22 protein-coding genes and 1 pseudogene are annotated in these 26221 nt (G+C 63.1%); 8 read left to right on the top strand and 15 right to left on the bottom strand.

The window, feature by feature from the left end:
- Window positions 1-414 precede the first annotated feature (414 nt).
- From MacB4_RS04095 to MacB4_RS04110, 4 genes and pseudogenes are all read right to left on the bottom strand, one after another.
- A complete protein-coding gene (locus tag MacB4_RS04095) occupies window positions 415-1401 on the bottom strand; it encodes an NAD-dependent epimerase/dehydratase family protein (RefSeq protein WP_206864568.1) in 987 nt (328 codons plus the stop codon).
- Between the two features lie 128 nt (window positions 1402-1529).
- Window positions 1530-2774, bottom strand: a complete 1245-nt coding sequence (locus tag MacB4_RS04100) for a WcaI family glycosyltransferase (protein WP_206864569.1) — start codon at window positions 2772-2774, stop codon at window positions 1530-1532.
- Window positions 2775-2958: 184 nt separating this feature from the next.
- Window positions 2959-4226, bottom strand: a pseudogene (locus MacB4_RS04105) (RNA-guided endonuclease InsQ/TnpB family protein).
- Window positions 4220-4855 (bottom strand): IS607 family transposase, encoded by a 636-nt coding sequence (locus MacB4_RS04110; protein ID WP_206864570.1) that lies wholly within the window; start codon window positions 4853-4855, stop codon window positions 4220-4222. Before MacB4_RS04110 ends, MacB4_RS04105 begins: the two are co-directional and overlap by 7 nt.
- A gap of 318 nt (window positions 4856-5173) precedes the next feature.
- Between MacB4_RS04110 and MacB4_RS04115 the strand changes: the two genes are divergently transcribed.
- The 6 genes from MacB4_RS04115 to MacB4_RS04140 all read left to right on the top strand — a co-directional run bounded on the left by MacB4_RS04115 (window position 5174) and on the right by MacB4_RS04140 (window position 9323).
- On the top strand, window positions 5174-5503 hold the full coding sequence (locus MacB4_RS04115; protein WP_206865049.1) for a hypothetical protein: 330 nt from the start codon (window positions 5174-5176) through the stop codon (window positions 5501-5503).
- A 322-nt stretch (window positions 5504-5825) separates the two neighbouring features.
- Entirely contained in the window at window positions 5826-6134 is a 309-nt protein-coding gene (locus MacB4_RS04120) for a hypothetical protein (protein WP_206865050.1), read from the top strand.
- Window positions 6135-6408: 274 nt separating this feature from the next.
- Window positions 6409-6708, top strand: coding sequence for a transposase (locus MacB4_RS04125; protein ID WP_206864571.1), 300 nt, complete (start codon window positions 6409-6411; stop codon window positions 6706-6708).
- Window positions 6708-8270, top strand: coding sequence for a zinc ribbon domain-containing protein (locus MacB4_RS04130; protein ID WP_206864572.1), 1563 nt, complete (start codon window positions 6708-6710; stop codon window positions 8268-8270). Before MacB4_RS04125 ends, MacB4_RS04130 begins: the two co-directional genes overlap by 1 nt.
- A gap of 115 nt (window positions 8271-8385) precedes the next feature.
- On the top strand, window positions 8386-8757 hold the full coding sequence (locus tag MacB4_RS11210) for a hypothetical protein (protein ID WP_242529325.1): 372 nt from the start codon (window positions 8386-8388) through the stop codon (window positions 8755-8757).
- Between the two features lie 320 nt (window positions 8758-9077).
- Window positions 9078-9323 carry a hypothetical protein gene (locus tag MacB4_RS04140; protein ID WP_206864573.1) on the top strand — a complete coding sequence of 82 codons (246 nt, stop codon included), beginning with the start codon at window positions 9078-9080 and terminating at the stop codon, window positions 9321-9323.
- A 148-nt stretch (window positions 9324-9471) separates the two neighbouring features.
- Here the strand turns inward: MacB4_RS04140 and MacB4_RS04145 are convergent, their stop codons facing one another.
- A complete protein-coding gene (locus tag MacB4_RS04145) occupies window positions 9472-9903 on the bottom strand; it encodes a hypothetical protein (protein WP_206864574.1) in 432 nt (143 codons plus the stop codon).
- An 86-nt stretch (window positions 9904-9989) separates the two neighbouring features.
- Here MacB4_RS04145 and MacB4_RS04150 point away from each other — a divergent pair, with 86 nt between their 5' ends.
- A complete protein-coding gene (locus tag MacB4_RS04150; RefSeq protein ID WP_206864575.1) occupies window positions 9990-10664 on the top strand; it encodes an acyl-homoserine-lactone synthase in 675 nt (224 codons plus the stop codon).
- Here the strand turns inward: MacB4_RS04150 and MacB4_RS04155 are convergent.
- The 3 genes from MacB4_RS04155 to MacB4_RS04165 all read right to left on the bottom strand — a co-directional run bounded on the left by MacB4_RS04155 (window position 10625) and on the right by MacB4_RS04165 (window position 14854).
- The gene (locus MacB4_RS04155) at window positions 10625-11617 is read right to left on the bottom strand and encodes an autoinducer binding domain-containing protein (protein WP_206864576.1); all 993 of its coding nucleotides are present in this window, start codon (window positions 11615-11617) and stop codon (window positions 10625-10627) included. The two genes, MacB4_RS04150 and MacB4_RS04155, sit on opposite strands and share 40 nt — an antisense overlap.
- Window positions 11618-11855: 238 nt before the next feature.
- Window positions 11856-12611, bottom strand: a complete 756-nt coding sequence (locus MacB4_RS04160; RefSeq protein ID WP_206864577.1) for a response regulator transcription factor — start codon at window positions 12609-12611, stop codon at window positions 11856-11858.
- A 974-nt stretch (window positions 12612-13585) separates the two neighbouring features.
- A complete protein-coding gene (locus tag MacB4_RS04165) occupies window positions 13586-14854 on the bottom strand; it encodes a nucleotidyltransferase family protein (protein WP_206864578.1) in 1269 nt (422 codons plus the stop codon).
- Window positions 14855-14989: 135 nt separating this feature from the next.
- Between MacB4_RS04165 and MacB4_RS04170 the strand changes: the two genes are divergently transcribed.
- Complete coding sequence (locus tag MacB4_RS04170; RefSeq protein WP_206864579.1) at window positions 14990-15577, top strand: lasso peptide biosynthesis B2 protein; 588 nt, start codon at window positions 14990-14992, stop codon at window positions 15575-15577.
- Window positions 15578-15693: 116 nt separating this feature from the next.
- Here MacB4_RS04170 and MacB4_RS04175 read toward each other — a convergent pair whose 3' ends face one another.
- From MacB4_RS04175 to MacB4_RS04205, 7 genes are all read right to left on the bottom strand, one after another.
- On the bottom strand, window positions 15694-17598 hold the full coding sequence (locus MacB4_RS04175) for an asparagine synthetase B (protein WP_206864580.1): 1905 nt from the start codon (window positions 17596-17598) through the stop codon (window positions 15694-15696).
- 5 nt (window positions 17599-17603) lie between these two features.
- A complete protein-coding gene (locus MacB4_RS04180; protein ID WP_206864581.1) occupies window positions 17604-17840 on the bottom strand; it encodes a PqqD family protein in 237 nt (78 codons plus the stop codon).
- 105 nt (window positions 17841-17945) lie between these two features.
- Complete coding sequence (locus tag MacB4_RS04185; protein WP_206864582.1) at window positions 17946-18131, bottom strand: lasso RiPP family leader peptide-containing protein; 186 nt, start codon at window positions 18129-18131, stop codon at window positions 17946-17948.
- A gap of 23 nt (window positions 18132-18154) precedes the next feature.
- A complete protein-coding gene (locus MacB4_RS04190) occupies window positions 18155-19225 on the bottom strand; it encodes a radical SAM protein (RefSeq protein WP_206864583.1) in 1071 nt (356 codons plus the stop codon).
- Window positions 19222-20187, bottom strand: a complete 966-nt coding sequence (locus MacB4_RS04195; protein ID WP_206864584.1) for a hypothetical protein — start codon at window positions 20185-20187, stop codon at window positions 19222-19224. The genes MacB4_RS04190 and MacB4_RS04195 overlap by 4 nt, the downstream gene beginning before the upstream one ends.
- Window positions 20188-21173: 986 nt before the next feature.
- The gene (locus MacB4_RS04200) at window positions 21174-21836 is read right to left on the bottom strand and encodes an FkbM family methyltransferase (protein WP_242529326.1); all 663 of its coding nucleotides are present in this window, start codon (window positions 21834-21836) and stop codon (window positions 21174-21176) included.
- Window positions 21837-22711: 875 nt separating this feature from the next.
- Complete coding sequence (locus MacB4_RS04205; RefSeq protein ID WP_206864585.1) at window positions 22712-26170, bottom strand: beta-galactosidase; 3459 nt, start codon at window positions 26168-26170, stop codon at window positions 22712-22714.
- Window positions 26171-26221 lie beyond the last annotated feature (51 nt).

Consider the following 26221-nt stretch of genomic DNA (forward strand, 5'->3'; position numbering starts at 1 on the left):
CGCTGACCGAGCAGATGCTTCCCTTCTCCCAGGAAATCGGGGATCGAGGCCATCACCGTACGAGCGGCTTTATGGGCAAGCTCGTAGGTGAGCTCAAAGCGCTAAATCCACCCATCGCGCAGCGGGAGATCGGCGCTCTCCCCCCGGTAGCGTTCCCAGCCCTCCTCGAGCCTGGCGACCGCCTTTTCCAACGGTTCGACCGAGATCATGCTTTTCGACCGTTCCGCATGACCGCAGGAAGGTAGGCCCCTTTCCTACGAGAAGCGCAATCGACTTGCGTCATTCCCTTTCGATTCGGATGGATTCATTTTGCCAGCCGAAAGCCCAGAGGGAGCTCCCCCCGGAGGAGATCCCGCCGATGTTGCCGCCGCTCGGGCCCTCCTCCGCCCAAGCGAAGCGCGGCAAGGCCACGCTCTACGCCGTAGGCTTCTTTGCTCCCCGGTCTCGCGCCACCTGCTCGGCGATCCAAGCATACGTGAGCGCAATCCCTTTTTCCAACGGCTGCGCGGGTGCCCAGCCGAGCTTCTCCCGGATCAGCCGGTTGTCCGAGTTCCTTCCCCGGATCCCCAAGGGCCCCGGAATGTTCCGGATCGAAACGCTCTTCCCCGCCACCCGGGCGACCAGACGAGCCAGGTCGTTGATCCGGATCATCTCCTCGGATCCAATGTTGACCGGCCCGGAAAAGCCTGAGCGCATCAGCCGGCAGCTCCCTTCCAGGCACTCGTCGATGTAGAGGAAGGAGCGGGTCTGCTGACCATCCCCCCAGACCTCGATCTCCCCGCCCTCGGGGATCTGCGCGATCTTCCGGCAGAGGGCGGCGGGTGCCTTCTCGCGACCTCCCCTCCAGGTCCCCTCGGGTCCGAAGATATTGTGGTAGCGGGCCACCCGCACCTCCATCCCGTAGTTCCGGGCGAAGGCGAGGTAGAGACGCTCGCTGAAGAGCTTTTCCCAGCCATACTCGCTGTCGGGAGCGGCCGGATAGGCGCTCTCCTCGGTGCAGAGCGGGTTCTCGGGGTCTTCCTGGTTGTAGGCCGGATACATGCAGGCCGAGGAGGAGTAGAAGATCCGCTTGGCGCGCCTCCGCCGGCAAGCATCGAGCATGTTGAGGTTGATCGTCGCCGAATTGTGGAGAATGTCCGCGTCGTGCTCGCCGGTAAAGACGAAGCCCGCTCCCCCCATGTCGGCCGCGAGCTGATAGACCTCGTCAAAACCCCGGTCGACGACGAGCCGGCAGAAATCCGGATCTCGCAAGTCTCCCTGGACGAAATCATCGGCCTCGGTCGGGCTGAACTCGGGGAACTTGAGATCGACCCCCCGAACCCAAAATCCTTCCTTCCTGAGCCTCCGCACCAGATGGCTCCCGATGAACCCCCCCGCCCCGCAAACGAGTGCTTCCGGCATGAGTCCTCCTTCTTGCTCCGTTTTTGGTCTTCCTCTTCTGAGGCCAGAGATTCCGCTCGTCAAGCCCACGCAAGCGAATCCCGGTCTTCCTCAGAGGCGTTCGTTTCCGTCCGCCTCTGCCTCCGGATTCAGGGTGCTCCTTTCCGAGAGCCCAGCTCCTCGATCGCCCGCTCCATCGCCGAGAGGGCCGCCTCCCGCGACCAGCGGGCCTCTGCATGGTTCCGTCCAGCAATCCCCATCCTCCGCCGTCGCTCGGGATCGCGCCAGAGCGCAACCACCGCCTCCGCCAGCGCCTTCCCGTCCTCGGGCGGAACGCTCACCCCGGCTCCCGACTCCTCCGCGACCCGCGCGACCTCGCTCCCCGGCCCGACGGAGACGACCAGCGGCCGACCGGCGGCCAAAAGGGTCATCACCTTCGAGGGGAAGACGATGTCCCCGACCTCCCGTTTCTGGGTGACCAGGCAGAGATCGCTTGCCGCCAGCAGCCGATGGAACTCCTCCCGGGGGAGGAGCGGCAGGAAGACCAGGTTCCTCAAGCCCATCGCCCGGGCTCGCTCCTCGAGCCCCGGCCGGGCCGCCCCATCGCCAACGAGCAGGTAGAGGATCTCGGGATTCCCCGCAGTCGCCCGGGCGGCCTCCAAGACGACCTCCAGGCCCTGCTTGATCCCCATGTTGCCCGAGTGGACGACCAGGAATCGGTCGGTCCATGCCCGCTCCTCGCAGATCCCCTTCTTCTCGATCTCCAGCGGGATCGAGAAGAGGCTCGGGTTGGCCCAGTCGGGAAGGAGAACCACCTTCTCGCGCAAGAATCCCTTATCGAGGATCTTCCGCTCCATCCCCTGGGTTAGCGTCGCCACCCTTCCCGCACCCGCGTAGGCCGCCTTTTCGAGGCCATAGAGCAGGGAAAGAAACGGTCCCGGCCGAAGCATCCCCAGATCGCGGGCGGCGTCGGGCTGGAGATCGGCCACGTGGAAGAGATAGGGCACCCGCCACATTCCGGACAGAAAGCGCGCCGCCATGCCTAGCGCCAGCGGGGGGGAGACAACGTAGAGGAGATCTGGCTTCCGGGAGCCCAAGGCCCGCACGGTCGCCGAGGCGACGAAGCTCGCCTCGTGGAGGATCCGCTTCTTGGCATCGACCCGCTCGGGCACATAGAGGGGGCAGCGGAGGATCCGAACCCCGTTCCGCTCCTCGGAGACGAACCCCTTTCCCCGATACTCCGCGGCCACCTGCCACTGGGGGTAGTAGGGGAGCCCCGTGACCATCGTCACATGGTGGCCCCGGCTCGCCAGGTACTCGCAGCGGCCGGTGTTGAAGACTGCAATCCCGGTCTCCTCCGGCCAGTAGTTGATGCCCAGGAAAAGAATCCGCATGGTTTCCCCTCTCCCCCGACCGACCGGCGCAGACCGGCTTGCCGCAGGTCATCCGCGAACCCAGGCATCATAAGGCCTCTGCCCCATTTGGCGAACCCAATCTGGAGCGCTCCGCCGCAACGGGTCAGAACCCGGCTCTCCTCTTCCCCGCTTGTCTCCCTCCCCTCTTTCCCCCGGCCCCTCATTACCGACGGGCTCCCGCCGAAGGGGCGGTCCGCTCCCGAACCGTTCCGTCAGACTTGCTCATTCCTGCTAGAACAGGAACAAAGCCGACTTCCTGCTTCGCAGAGGCTGGTTTCACCCGGCGCTTGCGTGCCGAGCCAGAGCCCTCCTCTCCACAGGCTGATACCGTGGAACTCACGGCCACATTCTTGAGATTCATCGCGGCGTTCACGTCCCGGTCATGCTCCGCTCCGCAGGCCGGACAGGTCCACTCCCGCACCGAGAGCGGCAAGCTCTCCAGCCGATGGCCGCAGTGGGAGCCGGTCTTGCGGCTGGAGAAGAACCGATCGGCGACCACCACCTCTCCGCCCCGCATCGCGGCCTTGTACTCCAGCGGCCGCCGCAACTCGAAGAAGCCCATGTCGCCGATCGACCGGGCCAGACGCCGGTTGCCCATCATGCCGCGCACGTTCAGGTCCTCGACGCCGATGAGCGAAAACCGGCGCCTGAGGCCAGCCGACTGCTTGTGCAGGGCGTCCAGGCGGCCATTGGCGATTCGGGCGTGCAGCCTCGCCAGCTTCTCCTTGGCCTTGCGCCGGTTGGCCGACCCCTTCCTCTTGCGGCTCAGGCTCCGCGAGAGCCTGCGCAAGCGGCCCAGCCGCGCCTTGTGCGGCTTGGGGCCAGGCACCTTCTCCCCTGTCGAGAGCGTCGCCAGCGCCCAGACGCCCAGATCCACGCCAACCACGCCTTGGCTTTCGGCTTCTGGCGGACGCAACCCCTCCGGCATCTCGACAACGATGCGGACGAACCAGCGGTCGGCCACCCGGGAGACCGTAGCTGACATCACCGTCCCAGGAAAACGCAACGTCTCGCGCAGGCGCACCCAGCCAAGATTCGGGATGCGCATGCGGGAGCCGTCGAGAGGTCGAACTGGTCGTTGGTGAGCGTGAACCGGTCGTGGAAGCCCTTCCTGCGAAAGGTCGGGTATCTGGCGCGACCGGCCAAAAAGTTCTGGAATGCCTTTCCCAGCTGGATGATCGCCATCTGCGGGGCGCACTTGGTGACTTCGAGCATCCAGGGGAAGCGCTCGCGCTTGATGGCGTTGAGCTGGCGGCGCAAAGAATATTGCGATGGCTTGGGCAATCTCTTGTCGGCCTTCCCTGCCTCGTATTGCCCTTTCCACTCCGCAAGCGCCCAGTTGTAGGCGAACCGTGCCGTGCCCGCAGCTTTGGCGAAATAGGTCGCCTGCGCGTTGTTCGGATCGAGGGCGATCTTGTGGGCGATCAGCATTGCGCCGCCTCCACGGCGGCCCTGACACCTTCGAGCAGCTTCTGGCTCTTGCGCGAGCGAGCTCCGTACAGCCTGGCGCTGAAGACCGTGATGATCTCGAGCACGTCTTTCGCCAAGTCTTCCTCGAAGGTCGTGTCTTCGCCTTGGCAGAGGATCACGACCTCGACGCCCTTGGCCTCGCAGATGGCAAACACAAGCTCCGCCCCAAAGCGCAGCAGCCGGTCCTTGTGGGTGATAACCAATCTGCCGACTTTTCCGTCGAGGACGGCATCGAGCAGCTTCTTCAGTCCCTTCTTGTGATAGTTCATGCCCGAACCCAGGTCCGAGATGACCTCGAACGTCCATCGTTGCCGGGCGCAGTAGCGTTCCAGAACCTGCTTCTGCCTCTCCAGGTCCTCCTTCGGGTCGTGGCTGGATACGCGGGCGTAGGCGATGGTTGGACGCGGCGCCTCGGGCCCACGGAACCCCTCAGGCCGCAGCCGCGCCAGGTCGTAGCGCCGTCGCCCTCCAGGCGTCCGTTCGTGCGGCATGAGCCTTCCCTCGCGCTCCCATCGCCGCAGCGTCTGCGCCGCGACGCCCAGAAACTCCGCAGCCTCGCCAATGCTGACCATCTTGCGCGACAAACTCATCAAAGTTACCAAATAAGCATGAATAAGCATGAACGAGCAAGACGTTTGTTAACTGCTCGAGCCCTCGGCGGCGGCTCCCGGAGAGAATGGAAAAGCTTTTTTTGAACATCGTTACCGACGACTGCGTTTCTTCAATTAGAAGCCTCGAACGAGTCGTTTTCCTCCTCTAACGATTCCCGAAAGGACGGCGCGGTACGCAAACCGCGCCGTTCCTTTTTGGAAACCCCTGACGACAAGGGCGCGGTCGCGGTCTCTCCCTCTCGATCGGGTGGCTCCATTCTGGTTGCCGATCCCACCTTTTCGCACTACACATAAGACATGGACTGGCCCCAAACCCTGACGCTCCTCGGTGGGCTGGCCGCCATCCTCTTTAGTCTCTTCCATCAGTTCGACAAGCGCTTCGAACAAGTCGACAAGCGCTTCGAACAAGTCGACAAGCGCTTCGAACAGGTCGACAAGCGCTTCGAACAGGTCGATAAGCGCATCGATGATCTCCGAGCGGAGATGATCAACCGCTTCGAGCAGGTCGACAAGCGCTTCGAGCAGGTCGACAAGAGAATCGGCGACTTGCGAGCCGATACGACCACCCGCCTCGATCGAATCGAGCGGCTCCTCGAACGGCTTCTCAAGCCCGAGCTGAGCCGCTAAGGACCATGCCCTCGGCCTTCCCTCGGGAAGGCGCTCTTCGCCCTTCGACTGCGACGCTTCAGGCAACCCGAAAGCTGCAGGGGACGACCGGACGAAGAGGAATTTTGAACGCCAGCGCCAGAGGCCGCGTCAAACTTTCCAGAAGCCTCGAACGAATCGTTTTCCTCCTCTAACGATTCCCGAAAGGACGGCGCGGTACGCAAACCGCGCCGTTCCTTTTTGAAAACCCTCTCACGACAAGGGCGCGGTCCCGGTCTCTCCCTCTCGATCGGGTGGCTCCATTCGGGTTGCCCCTGCCGCCCTTTCGCACTACAAATAAGCCATGGACTGGCCCCAAACCCTGACGCTCCTCGGTGGGCTGGCCGCCATCCTCTTTAGTCTCTTCCATCAGTTCGACAAGCGCTTCGAACAAGTCGACAAGCGCTTCGAACAAGTCGACAAGCGCTTCGAACAAGTCGACAAGCGCTTCGAACAGGTCGATAAGCGCATCGATGATCTTCGGGCGGAGATGATCAACCGCTTCGAGCAGGTCGACAAGAGAATCGACGACTTGCGGGCCGACACAACCACCCGCCTCGATCGAATCGAGCGGCTCCTCGAACGGCTGCTCAAGCCCGAGCTGAGCCGCTAAGGACCATGCCCTCGGCCTTCCCTCGGGAAGGCGCCCTCTCTCTCCCGCTGCGGCGCTTCAGGCAACCCGAAAGCTGAAGGGGACGACCGGGCGAAGAGGAATTTGGAACGCCAGCGCCAGAGGCCGCGTCAAACTTTCCAGAAACCTCGAACGAATCGTTTTCCTCCTCAAACGATTCCTCGAAGCGGCGGCGCGGCAGAAGACCGCGCCGTTCCTTTTTGGTAATCCTATCCGGGCCTATCAGCTTGACGCAGACCGCCACCATCCCTAGATTTTGATCCTGACCGGCACCGCCCTCACGCTCCGCGCCTTCCCCGATCTCTTCCCGGACGAGGACGCCGCGCGGGCGTGGTTTGAGCGCGCCCGCTGGCCGGACGGCCCGATGTGCCCGGTGTGCGGATGCGTCAACCACGCTTCCTGGCTGCGGACGATCCGCCGCTGGGAATGCACCGCCTGCCACCGACAGTTCTCGGTCACCGCTGGCACGCCGATGCACCGCACCCACCTGCCGATGCTCACCTGGGGCGGCGTTGGGCGCACGCTGCCTTACCGCTTTCTCACGGGAACCGCCTGATGGCCCGCACGAAGCCCGAGCATCCGCCCGTCCATCGCACCGACCTGCTGCCGTCGAACCTGACGGCCAGCAAAGAGGCGGCCGTGCGCGCGCTGCTCAGAGCCTACCGCCGGGGTGCGGTGCTACTGGGCCGGGAAGAGTGGCGGCTCTTCTTTGAGACGGGCCGCTTGGAGAAGAACCACGACGTGGACAAGGTCACCTTCGCCGCCGTCATCGGCGCGGCCAACCGCGTCCAGATGGCCCGCTGGCAGGTCGTCGGGCAGCTCCAGGGCTGGATCGGCAACCGGGCCAACGAGTTTCGAGACCTGGTCAACCACAGCACGCTGGCACCCGCCACCAAGCAGATGCTCCACGCCATCAACGGCATGGGCGCGTGGTTCTGGCGCGGCGAGGTGGCGAGGAGAGAGACGGGCGAGGTGATTCCGGTCTCCGTGCGACGGCTGGCGCGCGCCATGATGCGCCACTGCATGGCGCGGCATCGCCGCCCGGACCTCTCGCGCATCTCCATGCGCCTCGACCACCGCGCGGGGAGCATCGCCCGCCCCATCCAGGCGACGCAGCGCGGCAGGGTCGGCTGGTGGGTGAGCCTCTCCACGCTCGAGAAGGGGCGCAAGATCGCCATCCCGCTGCTCACCTACGACTACCATGCCAAGCGCCCTGGCCGCGTGACCAACGGCATCCAGGTGAACGAGCGCGAGGGTCGCCTGAGCTTCGGCGTGGTGACCGACATGGGCGAGCTCTGCGCCAAAAGCCGCGCCGCCTACGAAGGCCACGGCGCGCTGGCGCTTGATTTTGGGCTGTCCACGCTCTTGGCCACATCCGATGGCCGGTTGCTCGGCCAGGGATGGCTCAAGCGGCTCAAGCGGTACGACGCGCTGCTTGCCGTGATCGCGGCCAGCCAGCACCGTGCCGGACGCAGGCCGCGGGAGAGCCAGCGGTATCGGGCGCTGGTGGAGGATGTGCGCGGCTTCCTTCGCACCGAGGTTGGCCGCGTGCTCAACCGCCTTGTCGAGCAGGGCAAGCCCAAGGAGTTGGTGCTGGAGCGGCTCGACTTCCGCTACTCCGACCTCTCAAGGCGGCTCAACGCGATCCTGCGCAACTGCGGACGCTCGATCGTCCAGGAGAAGTTGCGCGACCTGGAGGAGCGCTTCGGAATCCCCTCCGCCGAGGTCAACGCCGCATACACCTCTCAGGCATGTTCCAGTTGCGGCTATGTGGACCAGCGGAACCGCCGCGACCAGAAGACCTTCGTCTGCCTTTGGTGCGGTCACCACATGCACGCCGACCTCAATGCGGCGGCCAACATCGAAGCGCGCCGTGCGCGCCCCAATGGTTGGCTCTTCCAGGGGAAGGCTGCGGTCCTTGCTGAGCTCGTGCGCGAGTTCGGGGAGCGACCTGTCCGGGCGCTGGGCCTGGGCAGAACCGGGAGCCGGGGTGCCCCCGCCGACCCACGATCCACCAATCCCTACTTCGGTGGAGTGCCGTCGACCGTGGTGAGGTCATCCGAACGCCGCGAGGCGTCCATGAAATCGCCCGATCCTCCAGCCCTTGTGGCTGCCTGAGTCAACGCGATAGTACCCATCCTATCACAACAAGCGCGCGGTTCCAGATGCTTCCTTCCGCTCGGAGATCTCCATTCGGGTTGCCCCTGCCGCCCTTTCGCACTACAAATAAGCCATGGACTGGCCCCAAACGCTCACGCTGCTCGGAGCCCTTGCGGGCGTCCTCTACGGCCTCTTCCATCAGTTCGACAAGCGCTTGGAGGCGGTGGATAAGCGCTTCGAGACACTCGACAAGCGCTTCGAACAAGTCGATAAACGCTTCGAACAAGTCGATAAACGCTTCGAACAAGTCGATAAACGCTTCGAACAAGTCGACAAGCGCTTCGAACAGGTCGATAAGCGCATCGATGATCTCCGAGCGGAGATGATCAACCGCTTCGAGCAGGTCGATAAGAGAATCGGCGACTTGCGAGCCGACACGACCACCCGCCTCGATCGAATCGAGCGGCTCCTCGAACGGCTGCTCAAGCCCGAGCTGAGCCGCTAAGGACCATGCCCTCGGCCTTCCCTCGGGAAGGCGCCCTCTCTCTCCCGCTGCGGCGCTTCGCCAAACCAGAAACCAGAGGGGGACGACCGGACGAAGAGGAATTTTGAACGCCAGCGCCGGAAGCCGCGTCAAACTTCACAGATACCTCGAACGAATCGTTTTCCTCCTCTAACGATTCCTCGAAGCGACGGCGCGGGTAAAACCGCGCCGCCCTTTTTTCTGGATGCTCGCTCCCGCGACAGCGCCTCCTCGCGTCCCCCTTCCCGTGCGTCCGATCCCTTTCGGTTGCCCCGCCAAGGCCTTCTTACCACAAGTATGCTATGGGCTGGCCCCAAACCCTGGCGCTCCTCGGTGGACTGGCCGCCATCCTCTTCAGCCTCTTTCACCAGTTCGACAAACGCTTCGAGCAGGTCGATAAACGCTTCGATGATCTTCGAGCGGAGATGATCAACCGCTTCGAGCAGGTCGACAAGAGAATCGGCGACTTGCGAGCCGACACGACCACCCGCCTCGATCGAATCGAGCGGCTCCTTGAACGGCTGCTCAAGCCGGAGCCAAGCCACTAAGGAGAGCCGTCTGCTCCCCTCGCTCTTCCTTCCGCCCCGGCAAGCCGCACCCTTGAGCGCGGGGAACGACGCGAAGCTTTGAACGCCGTGCCGTTCTTTTTTGGACGGGTGGATTTCCGACGCGGCCATCCGGCCGGCTCAGGCGGCGCTAGGTAGATCGAGGGCGCTGACCGGTCAGCGGTCGGCTTCCCCGCGCCCTTTTGCTTGGGTGCCGCCTCTCCAGAATCTCGAGCTTCTCCGAAAGGCGATCGAGCTCCTCCGCCAAGTGCCCTACGGCTCGCCAGAGCCGATCATTCTCGGAAGCCACCTCCTTGCCTTCTTCCCGAAGCCAGGACGCACCCTCGCTTCCGGCCCCGATCCATTCCCGGACCATCCGCTGTGCGCTCTCGATCTCCTCCTGCAACAGAAGGGTCTCCTCGATCGCCCGCTCTGCCGGACCGGCCTCTTCTCCCAGGCCGAATCCCTTCTCCGATCGAATCTCTTCCCAATAGGGCAGGGCGTGTACCCAGCCCCGCAGCAGGCGCACATTCGGGCGGTTCTCGCCGTTCGACTCGTCTTCTTTCTTCGCACTTCGCCCCATGAGGGCAACCTACCTCAGGGGCGCCCAGGTGTAACCTATCCCTTCGGGTAGTTTTTTTGCCCGCTGCTTCTCCCCATGCTCTCGCCATGCACTACCAACCCGTTCATCTGCATGAGCAAGAGTTCTGCCTTCGAACCCTCACCAGCGAGAAGGAAAGGGAGCTCGCCTACCGGTTTCGCTATCGCATCTTCTGCCGCGCGCTCCGTTGGATCTCTCCTTCCGCGCCAGGGATCGACCGGGACCAATATGACGATGGGGCGACCCTCCTCGGCGTCTTCGAGGAGTCGGGACAGCTTCGCGCCATGGTCCGCATCCTGCCGCCGACCCGGCCCTTCATGCTGGAAAGCGATTTTGCCCCGCTGCTCGCTCCCGAGCATTCCGTCCGCAAGTCTCCTGACACGATCGAGCTGACCCGGTTCGCGGTCGATCCCTCGGCAGCACAAACACGCGGGCTTTCCCAGAGGCTCTCCCTCTTGCTCTACAAGGGCCTCTACCAGTGGTGCCATCTCAACAAAGTTCGATATGCCTACCTGGTCGTCGAGAAATACTTCTTCCGCGCCATCCAGCTAGCGGGTTTCCCCTGCCGCCGCATCGGTCCCCTCCACCGGCTGCCCCCGGCGAACGTCGAGTCGCTGGCCGCGATCTTCGATATGGATCATTTTGCCTCGGAGGCGCGCACAAAGCGCCCGCAATTGGAGGCGTGGTTGAACGCGGCCCCGAATCAGAGCGCGCGGTGCTCCATCGCGAGCGCAATGGCATGAGAACGGTTGGAGGCCTGCAGCTTGGCCAGGATGTTCTTCACATGGAACTTGACCGTCGCCTCGCTGACGCGAAGGATCCGGCTCACCTCCCAGTTGCTCTTCCCCTCCTTCATCCAGCGCATCACCTCGAGCTCCCGGAGCGAGAGCGCATCGATCCGGGCCGGGTTGGCGGGAATCCCGCTCACCCGAATGATCGCCCCATTGAGATGGGGGATGAGATGCTGGAATACGGAGCGGTGACGGATCTCGCTTTCGAGCTCCCTTCCCGACACCGAAAAAAGCGTTGCTTGGCAAGACTTCGCATCACGAATACCGCAGGTCAAGCCATACGCCATTCCAAAGTCCTTCGCTTCGCGGGTGAACGCACTAGCTTGCCTGCTCTGAGCCTCCCGGAGCACCGGAGACCAAGCTACCATTTGGAAGGTTGCCGCATACCTCTGAACAATGGGATCGAGCCTCACATACCCATTGCAAAAGTATCGGCGCAGCCACTCCTCGGGATAGTCATGCACGGCGCTCGTCGCCAATCGCGCCTCTTGGCGAGCCGGATCAAAATAGCTAGCTACCGCGAGGATGCTCGTCGCGGGAATGAGCTTGGCGACGCGGGCGAGAAGCTCCGGAAATTCAGCGGGATCCCGAAGGCAGGCCAACGCATAGTCGAGTTCGAGCAGCTCCCCCAGCTCCTTCTTGGTCAAGAGCAGCTCCAAGGACCGGCCCGAGCGCCGCACCGGAGAAGTCGCCGCTCGCCGCAAGGCTCCGACATCTCGCCCCATGCCCGGAACCCGCAACCGCGAGGATGGGATCGTCCATCGCTCGCCCTGATGCGCAAAGGGAGCCTCCGGCGTGGATCCCCCATGGGCGGCCGGGAGAGAAACGTCCTGGGACTCTTGCAAGACGCCCTGCAGCCGAACTGTGCCTCCCTGACCCGGCTCCTGCGGGGTGGGGGAGGGCATGGCAACTCGATTTTCCGGCCTTTCCATCTCTTGAATCTCCCCCCCGCTACCCTTCGGGCTTGTGGCGACCGCTCTGCGCTCTCAGGAATGGATACCGCTTCTTTCCTATATTCGCCAAATCTTTCTTTAATCCCGGAGCCCGACATGGCCACCGTCAAATGCAGCAACTTCCCCTCAGCCCTTGCCCCGTCGAAGCCCTTGGGACAATCGCATGGCTCCACTCCTCGACGTGACCCCCTCACTCGCGCGGAAGCAGAAAGAGGGAATCGCCGAGCTGGTAACCGACGCCCCGAATGGTTCGAATCGGATTGATTTGCTCGTTCTGCTTCAGCTTCCGACGCAGGTTCGAGAGATGGACGTAGATCACGGACTGCAGGGGGGTGATCCGGTTGGGCTCTCTCCAGACATCGCGCGCGAGCATCTCCGGGGTCACCACCTCGTTGACATGCTGGATGAGATAGAGCAACAGCTCGAATTCCTTCGTCGTCAGGGAGATCTCCCGCGACCCAAGCCAGACCCGGTGCATCCCGATGTCGATCGTGAGGTCACCGATGCACTTGCGCAGCGCCGTCGTTTCCGCATTCCTCCGCAGGAGGGCTGCGACGCGCGCGAGGAGCTCGTCCTCCGGCAAATCGAGCGAAGCCACATCGTCGGCTCCGGCCGCCAGCGCCGTCACCGCATGCGCGGAGCAATCCCGAGGTCCCAGGGCCAATTTTGCCACGTGTCGGAACCGGCCCTGGAGCACCTCGAGCAGCTTCTTCCCGCTGCGGCTCACCACCTCGGACCCGATGATGACCACCGAGATCGCCTCGGTCGCCAAGCAGAAGAACGCCTCTTCGGTCGTCCGCATGACCACGCAGCGGTATCCGTGCCTTTGAAGCGCTCGCTGCATCACCCGAGCCCGCTCGGCTTGCGCTTCGACGATCAAGATGACCCCGGTCCCGCCGCGCCCTTGCTCCGCCACGGAGCCATTTTCGGATTCAGCCACAGCCATGCTTTAGGTTCCCTACCCCGGCCATCGAGCAACGCCGCAGATCAAGCCGGCGGTATGGGCTACGTGGAGGGGCACGGCGAACAGTCTCTGTGATGACGCCGATCATAGGTTTCCCACCCATCGTCCGGAAGCATGCCGAGAATAGCTCCGCGTCGTGCAAGAGCGAAAATGAGGTAGCGTATAGGAAAGACCCCGAGGCGCTGTCAACGGTTTTTCTCTTAACGGAGCCTGCGGCTCCCCGGAAAGGCCCGCCCCTGCGCTGCGTGCCGCTCCCTCGGAGCAGAATCCGTTGCCGATGGATCCTTAGACACATTTTTTGGCAATCGTAACTCCATATAGGAATTACACAAGGGACTTTTGGGGCGGGAATCCGCGGCGAATGCCCTCGCCTCGGTCCCCTTTTTGCGGATTCTTCGGCCGCGATTTGTCCCCATCGCGGGGTTTCGCGCACCTGAGAGGTGGCCCGAGTCGATTGGGAGGATTTGCGCCTGCGAAGCGCTCTTCGTGAGCGGGCATGGAGCAAGATTTCTGCTCGATTTGGCTGCATGCGTGCTCTGGAAAGGGCAAAAGGTCCGCTTTGGGAGCAAGGCTTCCCGCGATGGAAGAGGTGGGTTGTGGAGAGAGGGGCCAGGACAATGGGCGGATTCTCTCCTTTTTCCCAGGCCTCGGCTTGGGAGACCACCTCGGGCTCCCTCGACCAGCGGCTCAAGGTGCGATCGGCAAACTGGGGGTGGAAGCGCGCCACCTCTTGTCCATAAAGAGGGATGTCGGTGGCATCCAGCCCGAGCACCACCGCCTTGGGCGGTTGGGGATGCGAGGCACGGGAGAGATCGACCAGCAACCGGTCGATCGCTTCGGTCGCGCCGTTGATCTTGTAGTCGCGCAAGGCGAAGACCCAGCCGTTCCAGGCGGCTTACGCGGATCTGTGCCCGTCAGATCCTCTTCCCGATCCCTTTTGTGGCTCAGGTGAGCCATCAGCGGATCGGTGCGCAGTGGCTCCTGTTCCTGGAGCTCCTCCCCGGCGTAATCCCGAAGATGCGCCGCAGCCGCGCTCCCGCCCGTCGCAAATAGAGCCAAGGCAGCCAGCGCGGTTTGGCTCCCGCATACTTCCACCGCATGTAGGGCTCAGGAGGAAAACAGAGCTCCACCAGGAACTGGAGCTTGTTTCGCATGCCGGCGATCGCCTGGAAATCGGCCCGGAACCGGCAGGAGGCGGACGCCTGGAGATAGCGATCGGCGCGTCCCGGAGACCCCGGCAGGGACAGCGCCCGATCGGCGGATTCCGGCAGGAGGGTGCCGAAGAGCGTGCGGGCCCGCTCGACGCTCTCCCGGCAGGTCATGCGCAACCCCTTCCGTTCCGCAAGCTCCGCGAATTCCCGGCACTCCGAAGCTGAGAGTTTTCCCAGGAGACAATGGATGTCGTAGAACCAGATCAACCGATCGCCGCCATAGTGGCGCACGCCATCCACGTAATAGGGCACCTGCTGATGAACGGCCGGATGGAGACAGGCGAGGAGAAGCGCATAGACCGGCCGGACGGCGATCGCCTCCGTGCTCAAGCCCGGGAGAGTCTCGGTTTCAGCGCAGACTTCCTCATACGACAAGAGATGCGACAGGAACTCGGAATTGCTGATCCGCCAGTGCAGATCAAGGACATGCTCCTGATGGGAAACCGAATCGATCCACTCAAATCCCGCCTCATAGGTGATAAACTCCCCGCTCACGTTGGGCTGGCGGATGAGCCCCAAGGATCCGAGCTCCCGGATTGCCCGATCCCGCTGATCGGGAGGAATGACCAAATCGGTATCGCCCCGCGTGCGCAAGAAGGGCGCGGGGTAGAGGGAGTAGGCCAACGCCGTGCCTTTAAAAAGAACGGGCCTTGCTCCGATCTTTGACAGTCGTCCCAGCGCTTGCTGCAAAAGCCATCGGTGCCGCAGTTCCCACATCGCTTGCGCGAAGGCCTGATTCCGGCAGGCCTCGGAAACGGCTCGCGGCATGCCCCACCCACCACCCCCAGATCCGGTCTCCTGCAGCCGGTGGTGCACCAGCGCCTGAACGCCGTGGTAGGCGCTCCGCTCCAGAAAACGGCTCGCGAACTCCTCCCGCTCCCGAGATGGCCACTGGGGGTTTTCCCCGCGCAAGATCGCGCAGATCAGTTCTTCCACGTCCGTCATGGCAGCCCCCTGCCCATCCCCGGAGCCAGGAATCAACCGCTTTCCGGCTCCACAGACCCGCACGGCCATCGGATCCCAAAAACCATTCCTCTTCTCCTTTCCCTCGTCCTTCCTCGCCCTTACAATTGCGCCCCATACAACGGCATGCGCTCGACGACAAGAGGTTTGCCATTCGAGTGCATGTTTTAGAACGACCCTCTCTCCATGGATCGCATAACCACTCTTTCTGCGAATCGTCCTTCTCCAGCCCCCTCCGGAGATCCCGCGACCACGGCTCGATACGATACGGGAGGCTCCTGCGGACCCCTCTCCCGGCAAGCGGCCACGCCGACGGGACACATCCTCCCGCTCATCCTTGCAAGATCGACCTGGGTCCGCCTCCTCCACCTAGGTCCCCGGAAGCTGGCAGCCCTCGCTCTCGCCTATCCCTCTCTTTGGACGGTCCGCATCGGGCTCCGTCGGCTGCCGTTCTCCCGCTTCCGAAGCCTTCTCGCCCGGGTTTCTCCAGCGGGCCTTCTCCCTCCCCTTCCCCTCTGCTGGGCCATCGAAGCTCTCTCCCGGCGCCTCCCCTGGTCGAGCTGCCTCATTCAGGCGGCGGCGGGTCACCTCCTCCTCGCCCTCTCCGGTACCCCGAGCCAGCTCGTCATCGGAGTCCGCCAACACGGAGCGGAGCTTGAGGCGCATGCCTGGCTCGAAAGCGGCGGACGCGTGATTCTCGATCCGATGCCGCAGGGGCGGTTCCAAAAGATCGACAGGATCGGTTCTGCGCACCCTCCCGAGACGCTCACGTAGGTTCTCCGACTCTGGGGGCCTGTCCGGGAGAGAGCGCTTCGCGCGAACTACTCTTCCTCAGCACCTCCCGGAGAGACCAAGCCGCTGCGCCGGCTCTTCCCTCCCCGAGCAGAGCCTTAGCCCGTTCCCCGCTTGGGACGCGGAGGCCGCTCCATCCAGCCCTTGCCCGATTCGAGTCCCCGGAGCCAGAGAGCGAGAACCTTGGCCCGCCAGAGCGTCATGCAATCTGCCGGGTTCGGGGAGCCCTGGTAGCGATGCCAGGCCTTCTCGAGCTCTGCCCATTCCCAATACGGTTCCAGCAGAGGCTTGTCCTCCTTCCATAGGCCCTGGAGCTGCACCTGGTCATGCCGGTGGAGCAGGAGCGTCAAGGCCTGGCTCTGATCGCTCTTGTCCCGGCGCAGCCGGACCTTCTCGGGCACGATCCCCCGCACCGCTTCGCGCAACACATGGCGGGTCAGCCCATCCCGGAGCTTCTGGGCGCTCGGCAGCCCCAGGCACCATTCGACCACCTCGGGATCGAAGAAGGGGTGGGCCGGCTCGATCCCCCACCAGGCAGCCTCCTTGTCGAGCCCTTCAAAGATCGTCGAGAGGACCGCCGCCTCCAGGCGATGGCGGTGCATCCGCTGAACCGATCCTCCCACCGCAAGCTGCAAGCGCCGCGCGGCAAAGATCCGATCGGCAAGATGGTGCTTTTGGGCCAGCCCCCGGTTCAGCAGCGAGGGGAGCCCCTCTCCCCCCGCTTGCCGAATCCGGAACCATGCTTGGCGTGCCCATGCCGGCAGCGCGGGCCGGAGCACGTGTGCCCTCCAGACATCCGCCGCCGAAAAGCCGTGTCCGGCAGCCAAGAGCCGCGCCTCCCGGGAGAGAGTCCGCCATCTTCCCCCCCGAGCGAGCTCGGCGAGCCGCTCCACTCCGTGAGAGACGACCGTGTCCCCATCGAACCCGTCAAAGATGAGCTCCACTCCCGCGGCCGCTGCCTCCCGATAGAGAGCCACGTTGAGAAAGAGGTTGTAGCCGAGGACAAGCCCGTCCTGCCGATAGAGCCACTGCTCGATCTCCCCGAGCGGATCGAGCAAATCCGCCCGAACCCGATGGCACCGCAGGCCATGATGGGCGACCACCTCCTCGAGAAAGGCGCTCTCGTCGCATTCCGGGATCGTCGGAAAGACCGCGGCAATCACCTCCGGCCCTCTCCCATCCGCCAACTGCTCCGCAAGCAGCCCCGTAATCGAGGAGGAATCGATCCCGCCACTCAGGAGAACCCCGGCGCGCCCTCCGGGCCGGAGTCGGCGCGCAACCGCCCGAGAGAGCCTCCGGTAGAGCTCCTCCGCCATCTCCCGATCGTTCGCCTCCCCGATGGTTGCAGGGCCAAGCGTCCAGTATCGTTGGCTCCGGACTCCCTCTCGGTCGACCTCCATCCAGTGCGCCGGCGGGAGCCGAAAAATCCGCTCATAGGGCGTTCCCGAGGCCTCCGCCGCCATTCCGGCCACGAAGTCGACGATCGCCGACTCCCTCGGCCGACGAAGAACCCCAGGGACGGCAAAGAGCCCCTTGATCTCCGAGGCAAAGGCAAAGAAGCCGCCGCCTCCAGGCTTCCAGAAGTAGCAGAGCGGTCGAACGCCGAAGCGATCGCGGGCCAAGTAAAGGGTTTCCCTCCGCGCATCCCAGAGCGCGAAGGCAAATTCTCCCCGGAGGCGCCCAGCGCAGCCGCGCTGCCAGCGCGCATACGCCTCCGCCACCAGCAGCTCGACCGAGGCTTCCGGCGGAAGATCGAGCTCTGCCCGCAGCTCCTCCTGGTTATCGATACGGCCATCGAAGACTACGGGCGCTTCCGGCTGGGGAGACCTCGGGCCCACGCCCGAGGCGCCTGGGGGCGCGCCCTCTTCGAAAAGGCCAAGCCCCTCCGAGGTGAAAAAGCGCCTCCCCCCCTTTCCGCGGTGGGCGAGGGCTTCCGCCATCGGGAGCAGGGCCGATTCGAAGGCTCCCCCGCCGGGGGACCAGATACCTCCGATCGCGGCCATCGGAGCTACCGCGTGGCCCCGACCCGTCGCACCATGCGCCGTTCCAGCAACTCTTGGAGCAGAGCCTCGGCATCCGCCGAGCAGCGGTCCTCCTCCACCTCAAACTCCCCGACCAGCGCCGTTACCAGCGCCTCGAGGGAGATCGGCTCGGCCAGCAGCTCCCAAACCCGGGTCCCCACGCCATCAAGCTGGTAGTAGATTCCCTCCTCCGTATGGAGGATCACCACCGACTTCTCGACCATGATCGAGACCGCTTCGCTAGCTCTTTCAACGCGATCGCCCTGAGCAAAGCTCACTCGGGCACCTCTTCGGAACTCTCTTCCCAAGCGACCACAGACCGCCGGGCCTTAGCCAAGGACAGTAGCCGTCGAGACGATGCTTCCTGTCAGAAGCGTATCGGTGAGCAAGACGCCGCTATTCTTTGTGAGCTCTTCGACCGAGCCATGGACAATCAGCTTTGGCGCCTCGTAGGGCTTCCGGCGTTTCTCCCCTGCCTTTTGATTGCGTTCAGGCATTCCGTTTTCGTTCTTCATCTCGTTTCCTCCTGTTTGTCGGTTCATCCACATCCTCTAGCGCAGCCAGACAGGCTCGCGCCGGCTGCTCTCTCTTGCCCTGCCCCCATCCGTGCCGCTTCCGCTCGCACGCCCATGGGCTTGCCAGCCCTTCTCGCCAACAAATGGGCCGCCAGCACTAGGCGGATCTGCGGATCGGCAAGCCTCTTCCGGATTTTGGCCACAAACGACGGATCGTTGGTGAGCCGCAGGCAAACTTGACAGATGCCCGCAAATCGTTGCGACGAGAGCTCGTCGTTTTCCTCAATCAGCTTCCCCATCGCCCGGGGGCCGATGGCGTAGATCGCGTGAAGCACCGGATCGGAAGCTCCCCGAGCGAGGATCCGATCGAGCGGCTCCTCGAGCGCATTCCCCAGGATGAGGGGAGAGCCAGGCTCGGCCTCGAGCGAGGGACCGCAGCAGGCATAGACCGTGCCATCCCAACGGACGACCGGCAGGACGACCGAAGGGCAGAATCCCGCCGGGGGCCCGCTCGACCAGTCGAAGCTTTCCACGGGCAGGCTGGCGGCCCGTCCAACCGGCACGACCTCCATCGCCTCGTGCGCTTGGGCAGAAGCAGCAAACTCCGCGTAATATGCCGCGCGCGCCTCCGGAGAGTCGCTGGCCCGGAAGGCGGAACGGATGATCGGACGAAGCCCCAGGTTCGCCGCCGTTTGGGCCACTCGGACCGCAGCCTCCCTCCGCAAGAAGACCTCATGGAAGGGATCCCAGCTGATCACCAGCTGCCGGAGGCCCGCCTCCGCCAGCTCCGAGAGCACAGGCTCGATCCGCTCCTCGTCTTTGGCCCAACCGCAGCCGGTCACAAGCGAAACAGTCAAGCCGAGTTTGCTTGCCAGGGCGACCAGGCTCCGGATCTCCTCCGGGTAGAGCAGCGGCTCCCCGCCGGTGAAGCAGAGCTGCGTGCTGACCCGTGCCGCCTCCCCGATGTAGCGCGCCGCATCCTTGGGATCCATCTTTCCCTCGTCCCCGGGAGAAGAGCGGGTGACGCAGTGGCCACACGCCAGAGGGCAGCGCCGCGTGTACATGAGGCCCACGGTCTTCCAGGCAAAGCTCATCTTGCTCCTGTTGCTTCGAGCTCGAGCTGGCGGTAGAGCAGCTCCAAGACCGCTTCCAGCTTCCTCCGGTCCCTGGGAACATCGAGCCCGACCACCGGAAGCTCCCGGGACAGCTTTCCAAGCCCCTCGAGGTCTGGCCGATCGCGCCAGCGAAAGCGCGCGATCCGATGCGCACAGAGCTGGAGCAACGCTTCCGGCAATGGTAAGAGGCGGATAGCGGGTGCGGACCAGCCGGGCACTGGCCGTAGCAGGCAGAAAAGCGCTAGCGGCACGGGTTCCCCAGCCGGGTCTTCCACCCGGCGGCCCAAGGATTCGGGCAGCCGCTCGGGCCGGTGGTAGGGATGGGCGGGCAACCCGTTCCACTCCCCATGGGAACAGACGATCGGGAGCTTGTCGTCGCAAACAAAGCGGTGGCCGCGACTCATCGCAAAGCCGGTCAAGGTCGTCTTTCCGGCGCCGCTGCCACCGAGGAAAGCGACCCCGCGACCCCCGACCTCGATGCAGCCGGCATGGAGGAGGGTAAATGCCCCAGCAGAGGAGAGGAAGAGCGGGAGAACATGCTCGGTCAGCCAGTAGGGGAGAACGCCACGATGCTCTGGATGCATCCTCCAGCGGATCTGCTGCGACGCCACATCCCAATCAAAGACGCCGCGACCTTCCACCGCCATGCGAATCCTCTGGGGATCCCCCTCTTCGGCAAAGCGCGCATAATGAATCCGCCGTCCTTGGCATCGACCCTCCGAACGGTCCAGCGGCTCCTCTCCCTCCCAGAGCTCTCCCTCCCGAATCGTGAGCGGTCGTCGCCCCCGGCCTTCCCAAAGGCCAGAGGGTAACGGAGGGAGTGGTGCTGGCAGCCGGATCGGCGCTCCATAGGCAAAGGTCACTGGCTCGGGCCTGTCGGAATGGCGGCATGGATCTTCTACCAGGGAGGAGAAGGCGCTCTCGTGGGTTCCACCGCTCATGAACCGGCAAGGTTTGTATCCTAAAGGTACCTTTAGCTCAAATAGAAAGCGATTTGCCCAACTTCCCCCTCTCTTGGATTTTCGCTCCGGGGCGCAAAAACAATCACAGCACCAAAGCAGAGCTCCGCTCGCTCCCTCTCTTGACTCAGGACGGGCGCCCGATCATGGCGATGGCTCTCCTCTTGGCGAAGGACGCTCTACGCTGTCTGCCCGGGGCCAGCGTCTCATTGGTCCGGTTCGAGGGAACCTAGGCATCCCCCAGGCAGAAGACCTCCCTCGTCCACCATCTTTCCTGGATCGATGCGAACCTCGGCCTGACTGTCGCCGCGGTAGAGCTCGACCCGCAGACGAATATCTCCGCGATGTTCCGGGAAGCAGACCGTTCGAAGAACTCTGGCTCGACAACCGCCATCCCGATACGCTCCTCGCCGTCATGAATTCCCCGGCCCGAAGCCTTCCAGGGTGGACGCCGTAGAGCCGAAGCTGCTGGTCATCGCGCCTTCCTCTTTTCCGACGGATCGATGATCAGAATCCCGCAGCCATCATAATCGCGCTCATTGCGAGTGGCCACGGGAGCCTCATGGATTCGAGCGATGGCGGCAATCCGGGAGCAAAATTGACCGATGCGATGCCGCGTAGGCTCTGGCGGCCGTGCAGCTCTGAAAGGCCGGTTGCGATCATGGAAGTCTTTCTCAGGAATCTCCTTCATGGTGCGGCAACGCCGACTTTCGGGCAGGATCGTCGCCCCGCAGCGGAATTCGGCCTCCCCGGCCGCATGAAAGAAATGGACGACGTCATCGATCGGATGGCCGAACGCGTGGCGATAAGGGCGACTGAGGAAGCCAGAGGCAGGGTTCCCCCGGAAACAACGGAGCCGGGGAAGAGAAGATCCTGAGAGGGAAGAGCTCAAAGGAAGCGGGGTCCGCTCTGGCGCACACGAGCTCGCCCTGGTCTCCTCTGAAGCTAGTCTTAGCAGGAGACGCGCCTTACCGATTCGGGCATCCTGTTTTTAGAGGCACCGGACTCGATTCAGCCGATCCGGGATTCCTTGGCTCCAGTCGCCAATGCCCACCCGGATCGATCGGGTGGAACTCGTAGTCCGGCAGAAGCTTTCTTGCCTCCGCGAGCAGTTCTTCGCTGTGAAATTCCACAAGAAAGAGAGGCTTTCGCTCCCGTAGGAGAGGTCCCATTCCGCGGAACACTTCGATTTCCGCCCCTTCCACATCCATCTTCACCACATCCGGAGCACCGATACGCTCCGCGAGCTTCTCCATCGTAGAAACGGCAACCAGGATCGTCTCGGCTGCCGTCAATTTCTCCTGCCCCATGCGCAAGTGGCTCATGGGACCAGATCTCTCCAACGCCATCGTCCCTTCGCATGAGCTTAAGGCAGTCTCCACCACTTGGACATTTTCCAAGAGATTCCTCGCCACCGCAGCCCGAAGGCGCCGGACATTCTCCGGATCGGGCTCAATCGCGATGACCTGCCCTCGGGGCCCAGCACGCTGACTCCCGAGGAGGGTGTAGAAACCAACATTCGCTCCGATATCCCAATACGACATTCCTGGCTGGATCGCGCGACTGAGGGCCTCCTGGAACTCCTCCTCCCGCCGGCCCGTAAGAAAACCCTTTTCCGTTTTGAGGTTCAACAGGAGCCACCTCCCCCGGCACGGACCGAAGGCCACTCGCGCCCAGGATGGACCCCCCGGCAGCAACGGATCCAGGACCGGCCGAAGGAGCCGGGAGCCGAATCTATCGTATCGAAACCAAGCGGTTACCCAGGGCGGCACATAGCCTAGGGCCTTTCCGAGAAGATTCGATAGCGGATTCACCATGTTCTCCAATTTGGCATACTTGATTCCATGCGCTTGCCTCAACGCGTCACAATCGCTTTATTGACGAAGAAGTAATTCGGTCGAACACTATTCCCTCCGAAGCTGAAGCTGACTGCAAAGGCAAAAGCGGCTTCTTCCGAATCTAAGCTGTGCCCATCACTTCATTCGTAGCCGCACAGCACGGCCTGTTGATGCGCAGGCAGAATCCCCTGCGCAGCGGAGCGGAGCAGGGCGTTTCCCCAAGAACGACTGAAATGATCGGTACGCTGGACCTTCCTCCCCGTTCATCCGCATAGCCGGAGCATTCGGTGTCTGATTGCCCAGCGACGGATGCGGGGGCCGCCGTCGTGAAAGGCGACATACCCGCCTAGCGCAAGCGCAGGCTCGGCGAACCGCCTCGCATGCTGCCTCTTCGCTGTTTCAAGTCGGTAGGGACGGAAGATCACCTTCCCTTCCGAACCCAGTGGCAGCGCCGCAGCAAAAAGCTTGTTTGCGTCCATTCCGCAAGCAGCCACCAGGGAGCCCGGCCTGGCCATCCGCCGTCAAGGATGATCGACGAAGCCGAAGTGTCCTTGACGGCTTCCTCTCTCCCAAAAATCCATCGAAGACGGAGGGCAAGAACCCCACTTCTTGCCATCCGTTCACGGAAAATCCGCTTTCCTTACCCACTCCATTCAGCGGAGCAGGATTCATTCTATCCGTTCGAGCCGGAGGATCGCGACCTCCCGGGGCAAGAGAGCTACCGGCAAGCCCTCTTTCCTGAGGGAATCCGCGCTCACGATGCCGCGGTTGGACCGGGTAATGAGCTCCGAAACCTGGTAACGCCCTTCCGGGAGCAGCGGAAGGCGAATATTCCCTCTTTCGCTCTTTTCTCCATTGTCGAACCACATGAGCCGCCCCGCGAGGCAATAGTAGATCTCCTTCGACTTGCTCTTGAGGAGGTTCGGCCAGAAATGAACGTTTGTACTTTCGAGAAAGAGAGGCACCCCTCCCCAGGAAGCCACGTCGCGAAGGAAGGGATAGGAGGGATCTCCCGTGCCATGTCCTTCGCTCACCAAGGGCGGGACGATCGCGGAGGCCCAGATCACCACTACCTTGCCCTTTCCGAATGGCCTCCAGCTTATCGCCGGTTCTCCAGGCTCATCCACAAAGCGCGCCAGAGCCTGGGCGTCTGGCGGCGATGCATACCCCTGTCCGCAGGTATGCAACTCGAATGGACCAGCGCCTGCGGGAAAGATGGTCCCCGGAACCGCCTTGGCTTTCGCATAATAGCGCACTTCTGGATTGACAGGTGGCTGAAAGCCGAGCGCGCGGAGCAGAATCCAGTCCTCTCCCGGTCGATCCGGACTCTTTCGGCCGGCCCCGGCGCACAAAACAAGAATCCCACCGTTTTTTGCATAGTCCACTAGCTCCTGAATGCGTCTTTCTCGCAACCGTTCCTGCTCCGCCTGAATGACAAAGAGCATCTTGCCTTGCCAAGCCTTGGGTAGGGAGCCGACACCGAAGGTCAGAGCGGACTGCGCCAGGGTCATCATATCCCCGGGATCGCAATTATGAAAACTCTCAGAGAAGAGATACGCGTCATAAGGCATCGAAGCGGTTGCTCTTAGCTCCCCCAGGATCGGAACGAACCGCTCCAGGCGATCGAGGGATGCCGGCGGGTTGTACCAGCTCCCGGGATGATTCGGATCCTTCGGCCAGAGATAGGTTCTCAGGCCGATGCAATTCGCTCCACCGCCCAAAGCCGCAGTGAACACCGTGTCATCGATCCGCGTGGGATAATCGCCCCAGACCATCGAAACCGATTCGCTTCGTTCCTCAAATCCGATCTCGGCCCGCTCCATCATGGCGCCCCCAAGGGTAGCCGGATCCTGCGCCCCGCCGTTGGCCATCGCGCAACCGTGGTCTCGCATCCACTGCTCCACCTCCCAGGAATAGAATCCTTCGACAAAGATCAGCCGCTTCGGATCCTCCTTGCGGATGGCTTCGACGATCTTCTGGTGAAAGGAGCCCAAACGCGCGGAATAGAAGTCCGACCAGTCCGCCTTCCAGCTCTCCGAAGAAGCCGGCGAAGGAGCTTCCACCTCCTCCCAATGGGCGAACTTGGTCCGCCAGCGATGATTCAGCTCGTCCAGCGTCGTCCACCGTCGTTGACATTCCTCCCGAAACTCAGCCTGAGTTTCCGGTTCGTAGCCGGCCGGCACGCGGCCGTAAGTCTCATCCATGACGAAATAGCCGTGGAGCGCCGGAGAGGCGCGATATCGAGCAGCCAACCGGGAAAAGAGGGCCACGATTCGCTCCTTGAGCGGCGGAGCCAGGTAATTGAGTCGTCCCCCGTGGAAGAGATAGATCGGAGTGATCCCGAACATCTGGTGATTCCTGTCTTCCGCGTAGTCGGAAGGCACCCATTCCGGCAGAGCTTCCGCTTCAAAGGTAATCCAGAGGAAGATGCCGATTCTTTTTTCCTTAGCGTGATTCAAGATGCGATCGAGCTCACTCCAGTCGTACACTCCGGGATAGGGTTCGAGAACCGACCAGGGGACAACCCATTCGATTGCGCGAAAGAGAGGCGGCAAGCTCGCCACGGCGTCGGCGAAACTCTTCCAGCGATGGGGCACGTCGGCCGTCCTGTCGAAGATTGGCGTAACGGAGAGCAGCGGTGTCTTTCGCTCCAGCTCCTCTTGAAACGAGGGGACCTCGGCAGGAATCGGCTCGGACCTCTCGGCCAGGCCTGAAGAGCCATCCAATTTCGCAAAGAGACGGGTCACTCGATCGAAAGGACGCATCCCCGTCCCTACCTCGGCTTCGATCTCGTAGAGCCCGGGGGACAAGGTCCGAAGGTCGAGCGTATAGACGAACGGATCCTCCCCCTGCCAAGCGGGTTGCACCTCGATCGATCGAAGCTCCTCTCCCCACGGGTAGCGCCGAACGCGGATCTTGTAAAGGAACTCGCCCGGAGGACGAAAAAAGGCCACCGGAACGAGAAAGGGTTCCTGCGGGCTGTAGAGATACGAATGATCGCGAGCCGTAGAGCCGATCCTCACGTATTGATTGGGAACCTGCCGAGACAACGGCCACTGTGCCGCCTTCTCCCCGGGCCTTCCGGGGATGAAGAGGCGATATTCCCTTTCTTCTATCTTGTCGGGCAGAATGCTCTCGATGTTGGACTCTCGAGCACGGACCAGGACCCAATAGGTTCCCGGGTTCCGAACGGGAATCCTCAACGGCTCGGTCAACTGGACCAGATTCACCCCTTGGCCCTCCTTTCCTGGCTCCAAATCATAGGTGGCTCCGCCGGCGAGGATCGGCATCGCGGCATACTCGTCTCGAACCTCCCAGCTAACCTGAAGCATGCGTGCCGAATCGCTGCAATCAGCCAGGGTCAGCGACGGGGTGGGATCCAGTTCTCCGTAGCTTTCCTGATCATTCAGCTGATAGTAAAATGCGGATTCGGAAGGGACGAGCCGGGCGACCGCAAAATCCCAGAACAGAAGGTTGGTCGGCCGGTCCACGCCTTCATAGTGTCCTTCCAGATAGAGTCCGAGCAGCGTATAGGGTGGATGGGGCGGGGGATTGCCCGGAATGGACGACGCATATCCGCCCTTTTCCACATCGCCGAGCGCCGGGACCCGAAATCGGACGACTCCCACGGAAGTGAATGAGGTCGTATAGCGACTTCCCCGATAGATTCCTTCCTGGCCCGAGCCGATCGACTCGGTATAGAAGCGATATTCCCTCCCCGCGCCGTCCCGGATCAGCAGGTCAAGCTTGAGCTGGGTTGCGTGGGGATTGTCCTTGATCCCCAAAAAGGTCAGGGTATTGGCCCAGCGAGGGATCTCGAGCGGCTGCTGCAAAAGCAGCCTCTGCATATTTCCTGGACGGCAGGAGAAAACGAGGTGCAAACGGCCTCGTTCCTGGTTGTAAACGAACCCGTTGGTCGGGCTGGGAGCCTCCCAACTCTCGACATTGACCAAGCGAGGGAGCGGTTCGATCCGGATCCCCGTCCCAGGTGCAGCGGCAAGGCGCCCGCTCAAGAGCAAGAGCAGCCCCGCTCCCCACACGGCATACCGCAGGAGCGCGCGCTCATGGAGCCGAGGGCGCAGGCAGCGCACTCTTCGCCCACTGCCCCTTTCCGCGTCGCTATGCATGACGCTTCTCAGGCTTGCATCTCGGAAGAGCCTGCGGCCCGCCAAAAAGGC

The sequence above is a fragment of the Methylacidimicrobium sp. B4 genome (assembly GCF_017310545.1).
Classification (GTDB): domain Bacteria; phylum Verrucomicrobiota; class Verrucomicrobiia; order Methylacidiphilales; family Methylacidiphilaceae; genus Methylacidimicrobium.

Bases quoted from the DNA above. Each gene is read 5' to 3' on its own strand.
- MacB4_RS04095 (WP_206864568.1), bottom strand. From the start codon at position 1,401: ATGCCGGAAGCACTCGTTTGCGGGGCGGGGGGGTTCATCGGGAGCCAT.
- MacB4_RS04100 (WP_206864569.1), bottom strand. From the start codon at position 2,774: ATGCGGATTCTTTTCCTGGGCATCAACTACTGGCCGGAGGAGACCGGG.
- MacB4_RS04110 (WP_206864570.1), bottom strand. From the start codon at position 4,855: ATGAGTTTGTCGCGCAAGATGGTCAGCATTGGCGAGGCTGCGGAGTTT.
- MacB4_RS04115 (WP_206865049.1), top strand. From the start codon at position 5,174: ATGGACTGGCCCCAAACCCTGACGCTCCTCGGTGGGCTGGCCGCCATC.
- MacB4_RS04120 (WP_206865050.1), top strand. From the start codon at position 5,826: ATGGACTGGCCCCAAACCCTGACGCTCCTCGGTGGGCTGGCCGCCATC.
- MacB4_RS04130 (WP_206864572.1), top strand. From the start codon at position 6,708: ATGGCCCGCACGAAGCCCGAGCATCCGCCCGTCCATCGCACCGACCTG.
- MacB4_RS11210 (WP_242529325.1), top strand. From the start codon at position 8,386: ATGGACTGGCCCCAAACGCTCACGCTGCTCGGAGCCCTTGCGGGCGTC.
- MacB4_RS04140 (WP_206864573.1), top strand. From the start codon at position 9,078: ATGGGCTGGCCCCAAACCCTGGCGCTCCTCGGTGGACTGGCCGCCATC.
- MacB4_RS04145 (WP_206864574.1), bottom strand. From the start codon at position 9,903: ATGGGGCGAAGTGCGAAGAAAGAAGACGAGTCGAACGGCGAGAACCGC.
- MacB4_RS04150 (WP_206864575.1), top strand. From the start codon at position 9,990: ATGCACTACCAACCCGTTCATCTGCATGAGCAAGAGTTCTGCCTTCGA.
- MacB4_RS04155 (WP_206864576.1), bottom strand. From the start codon at position 11,617: ATGCCCTCCCCCACCCCGCAGGAGCCGGGTCAGGGAGGCACAGTTCGG.
- MacB4_RS04160 (WP_206864577.1), bottom strand. From the start codon at position 12,611: ATGGCTGTGGCTGAATCCGAAAATGGCTCCGTGGCGGAGCAAGGGCGC.
- MacB4_RS04165 (WP_206864578.1), bottom strand. From the start codon at position 14,854: ATGGCCGTGCGGGTCTGTGGAGCCGGAAAGCGGTTGATTCCTGGCTCC.
- MacB4_RS04170 (WP_206864579.1), top strand. From the start codon at position 14,990: ATGGATCGCATAACCACTCTTTCTGCGAATCGTCCTTCTCCAGCCCCC.
- MacB4_RS04175 (WP_206864580.1), bottom strand. From the start codon at position 17,598: ATGGCCGCGATCGGAGGTATCTGGTCCCCCGGCGGGGGAGCCTTCGAA.
- MacB4_RS04180 (WP_206864581.1), bottom strand. From the start codon at position 17,840: ATGGTCGAGAAGTCGGTGGTGATCCTCCATACGGAGGAGGGAATCTAC.
- MacB4_RS04185 (WP_206864582.1), bottom strand. From the start codon at position 18,131: ATGAAGAACGAAAACGGAATGCCTGAACGCAATCAAAAGGCAGGGGAG.
- MacB4_RS04190 (WP_206864583.1), bottom strand. From the start codon at position 19,225: ATGAGCTTTGCCTGGAAGACCGTGGGCCTCATGTACACGCGGCGCTGC.
- MacB4_RS04195 (WP_206864584.1), bottom strand. From the start codon at position 20,187: ATGAGCGGTGGAACCCACGAGAGCGCCTTCTCCTCCCTGGTAGAAGAT.
- MacB4_RS04205 (WP_206864585.1), bottom strand. From the start codon at position 26,170: ATGCATAGCGACGCGGAAAGGGGCAGTGGGCGAAGAGTGCGCTGCCTG.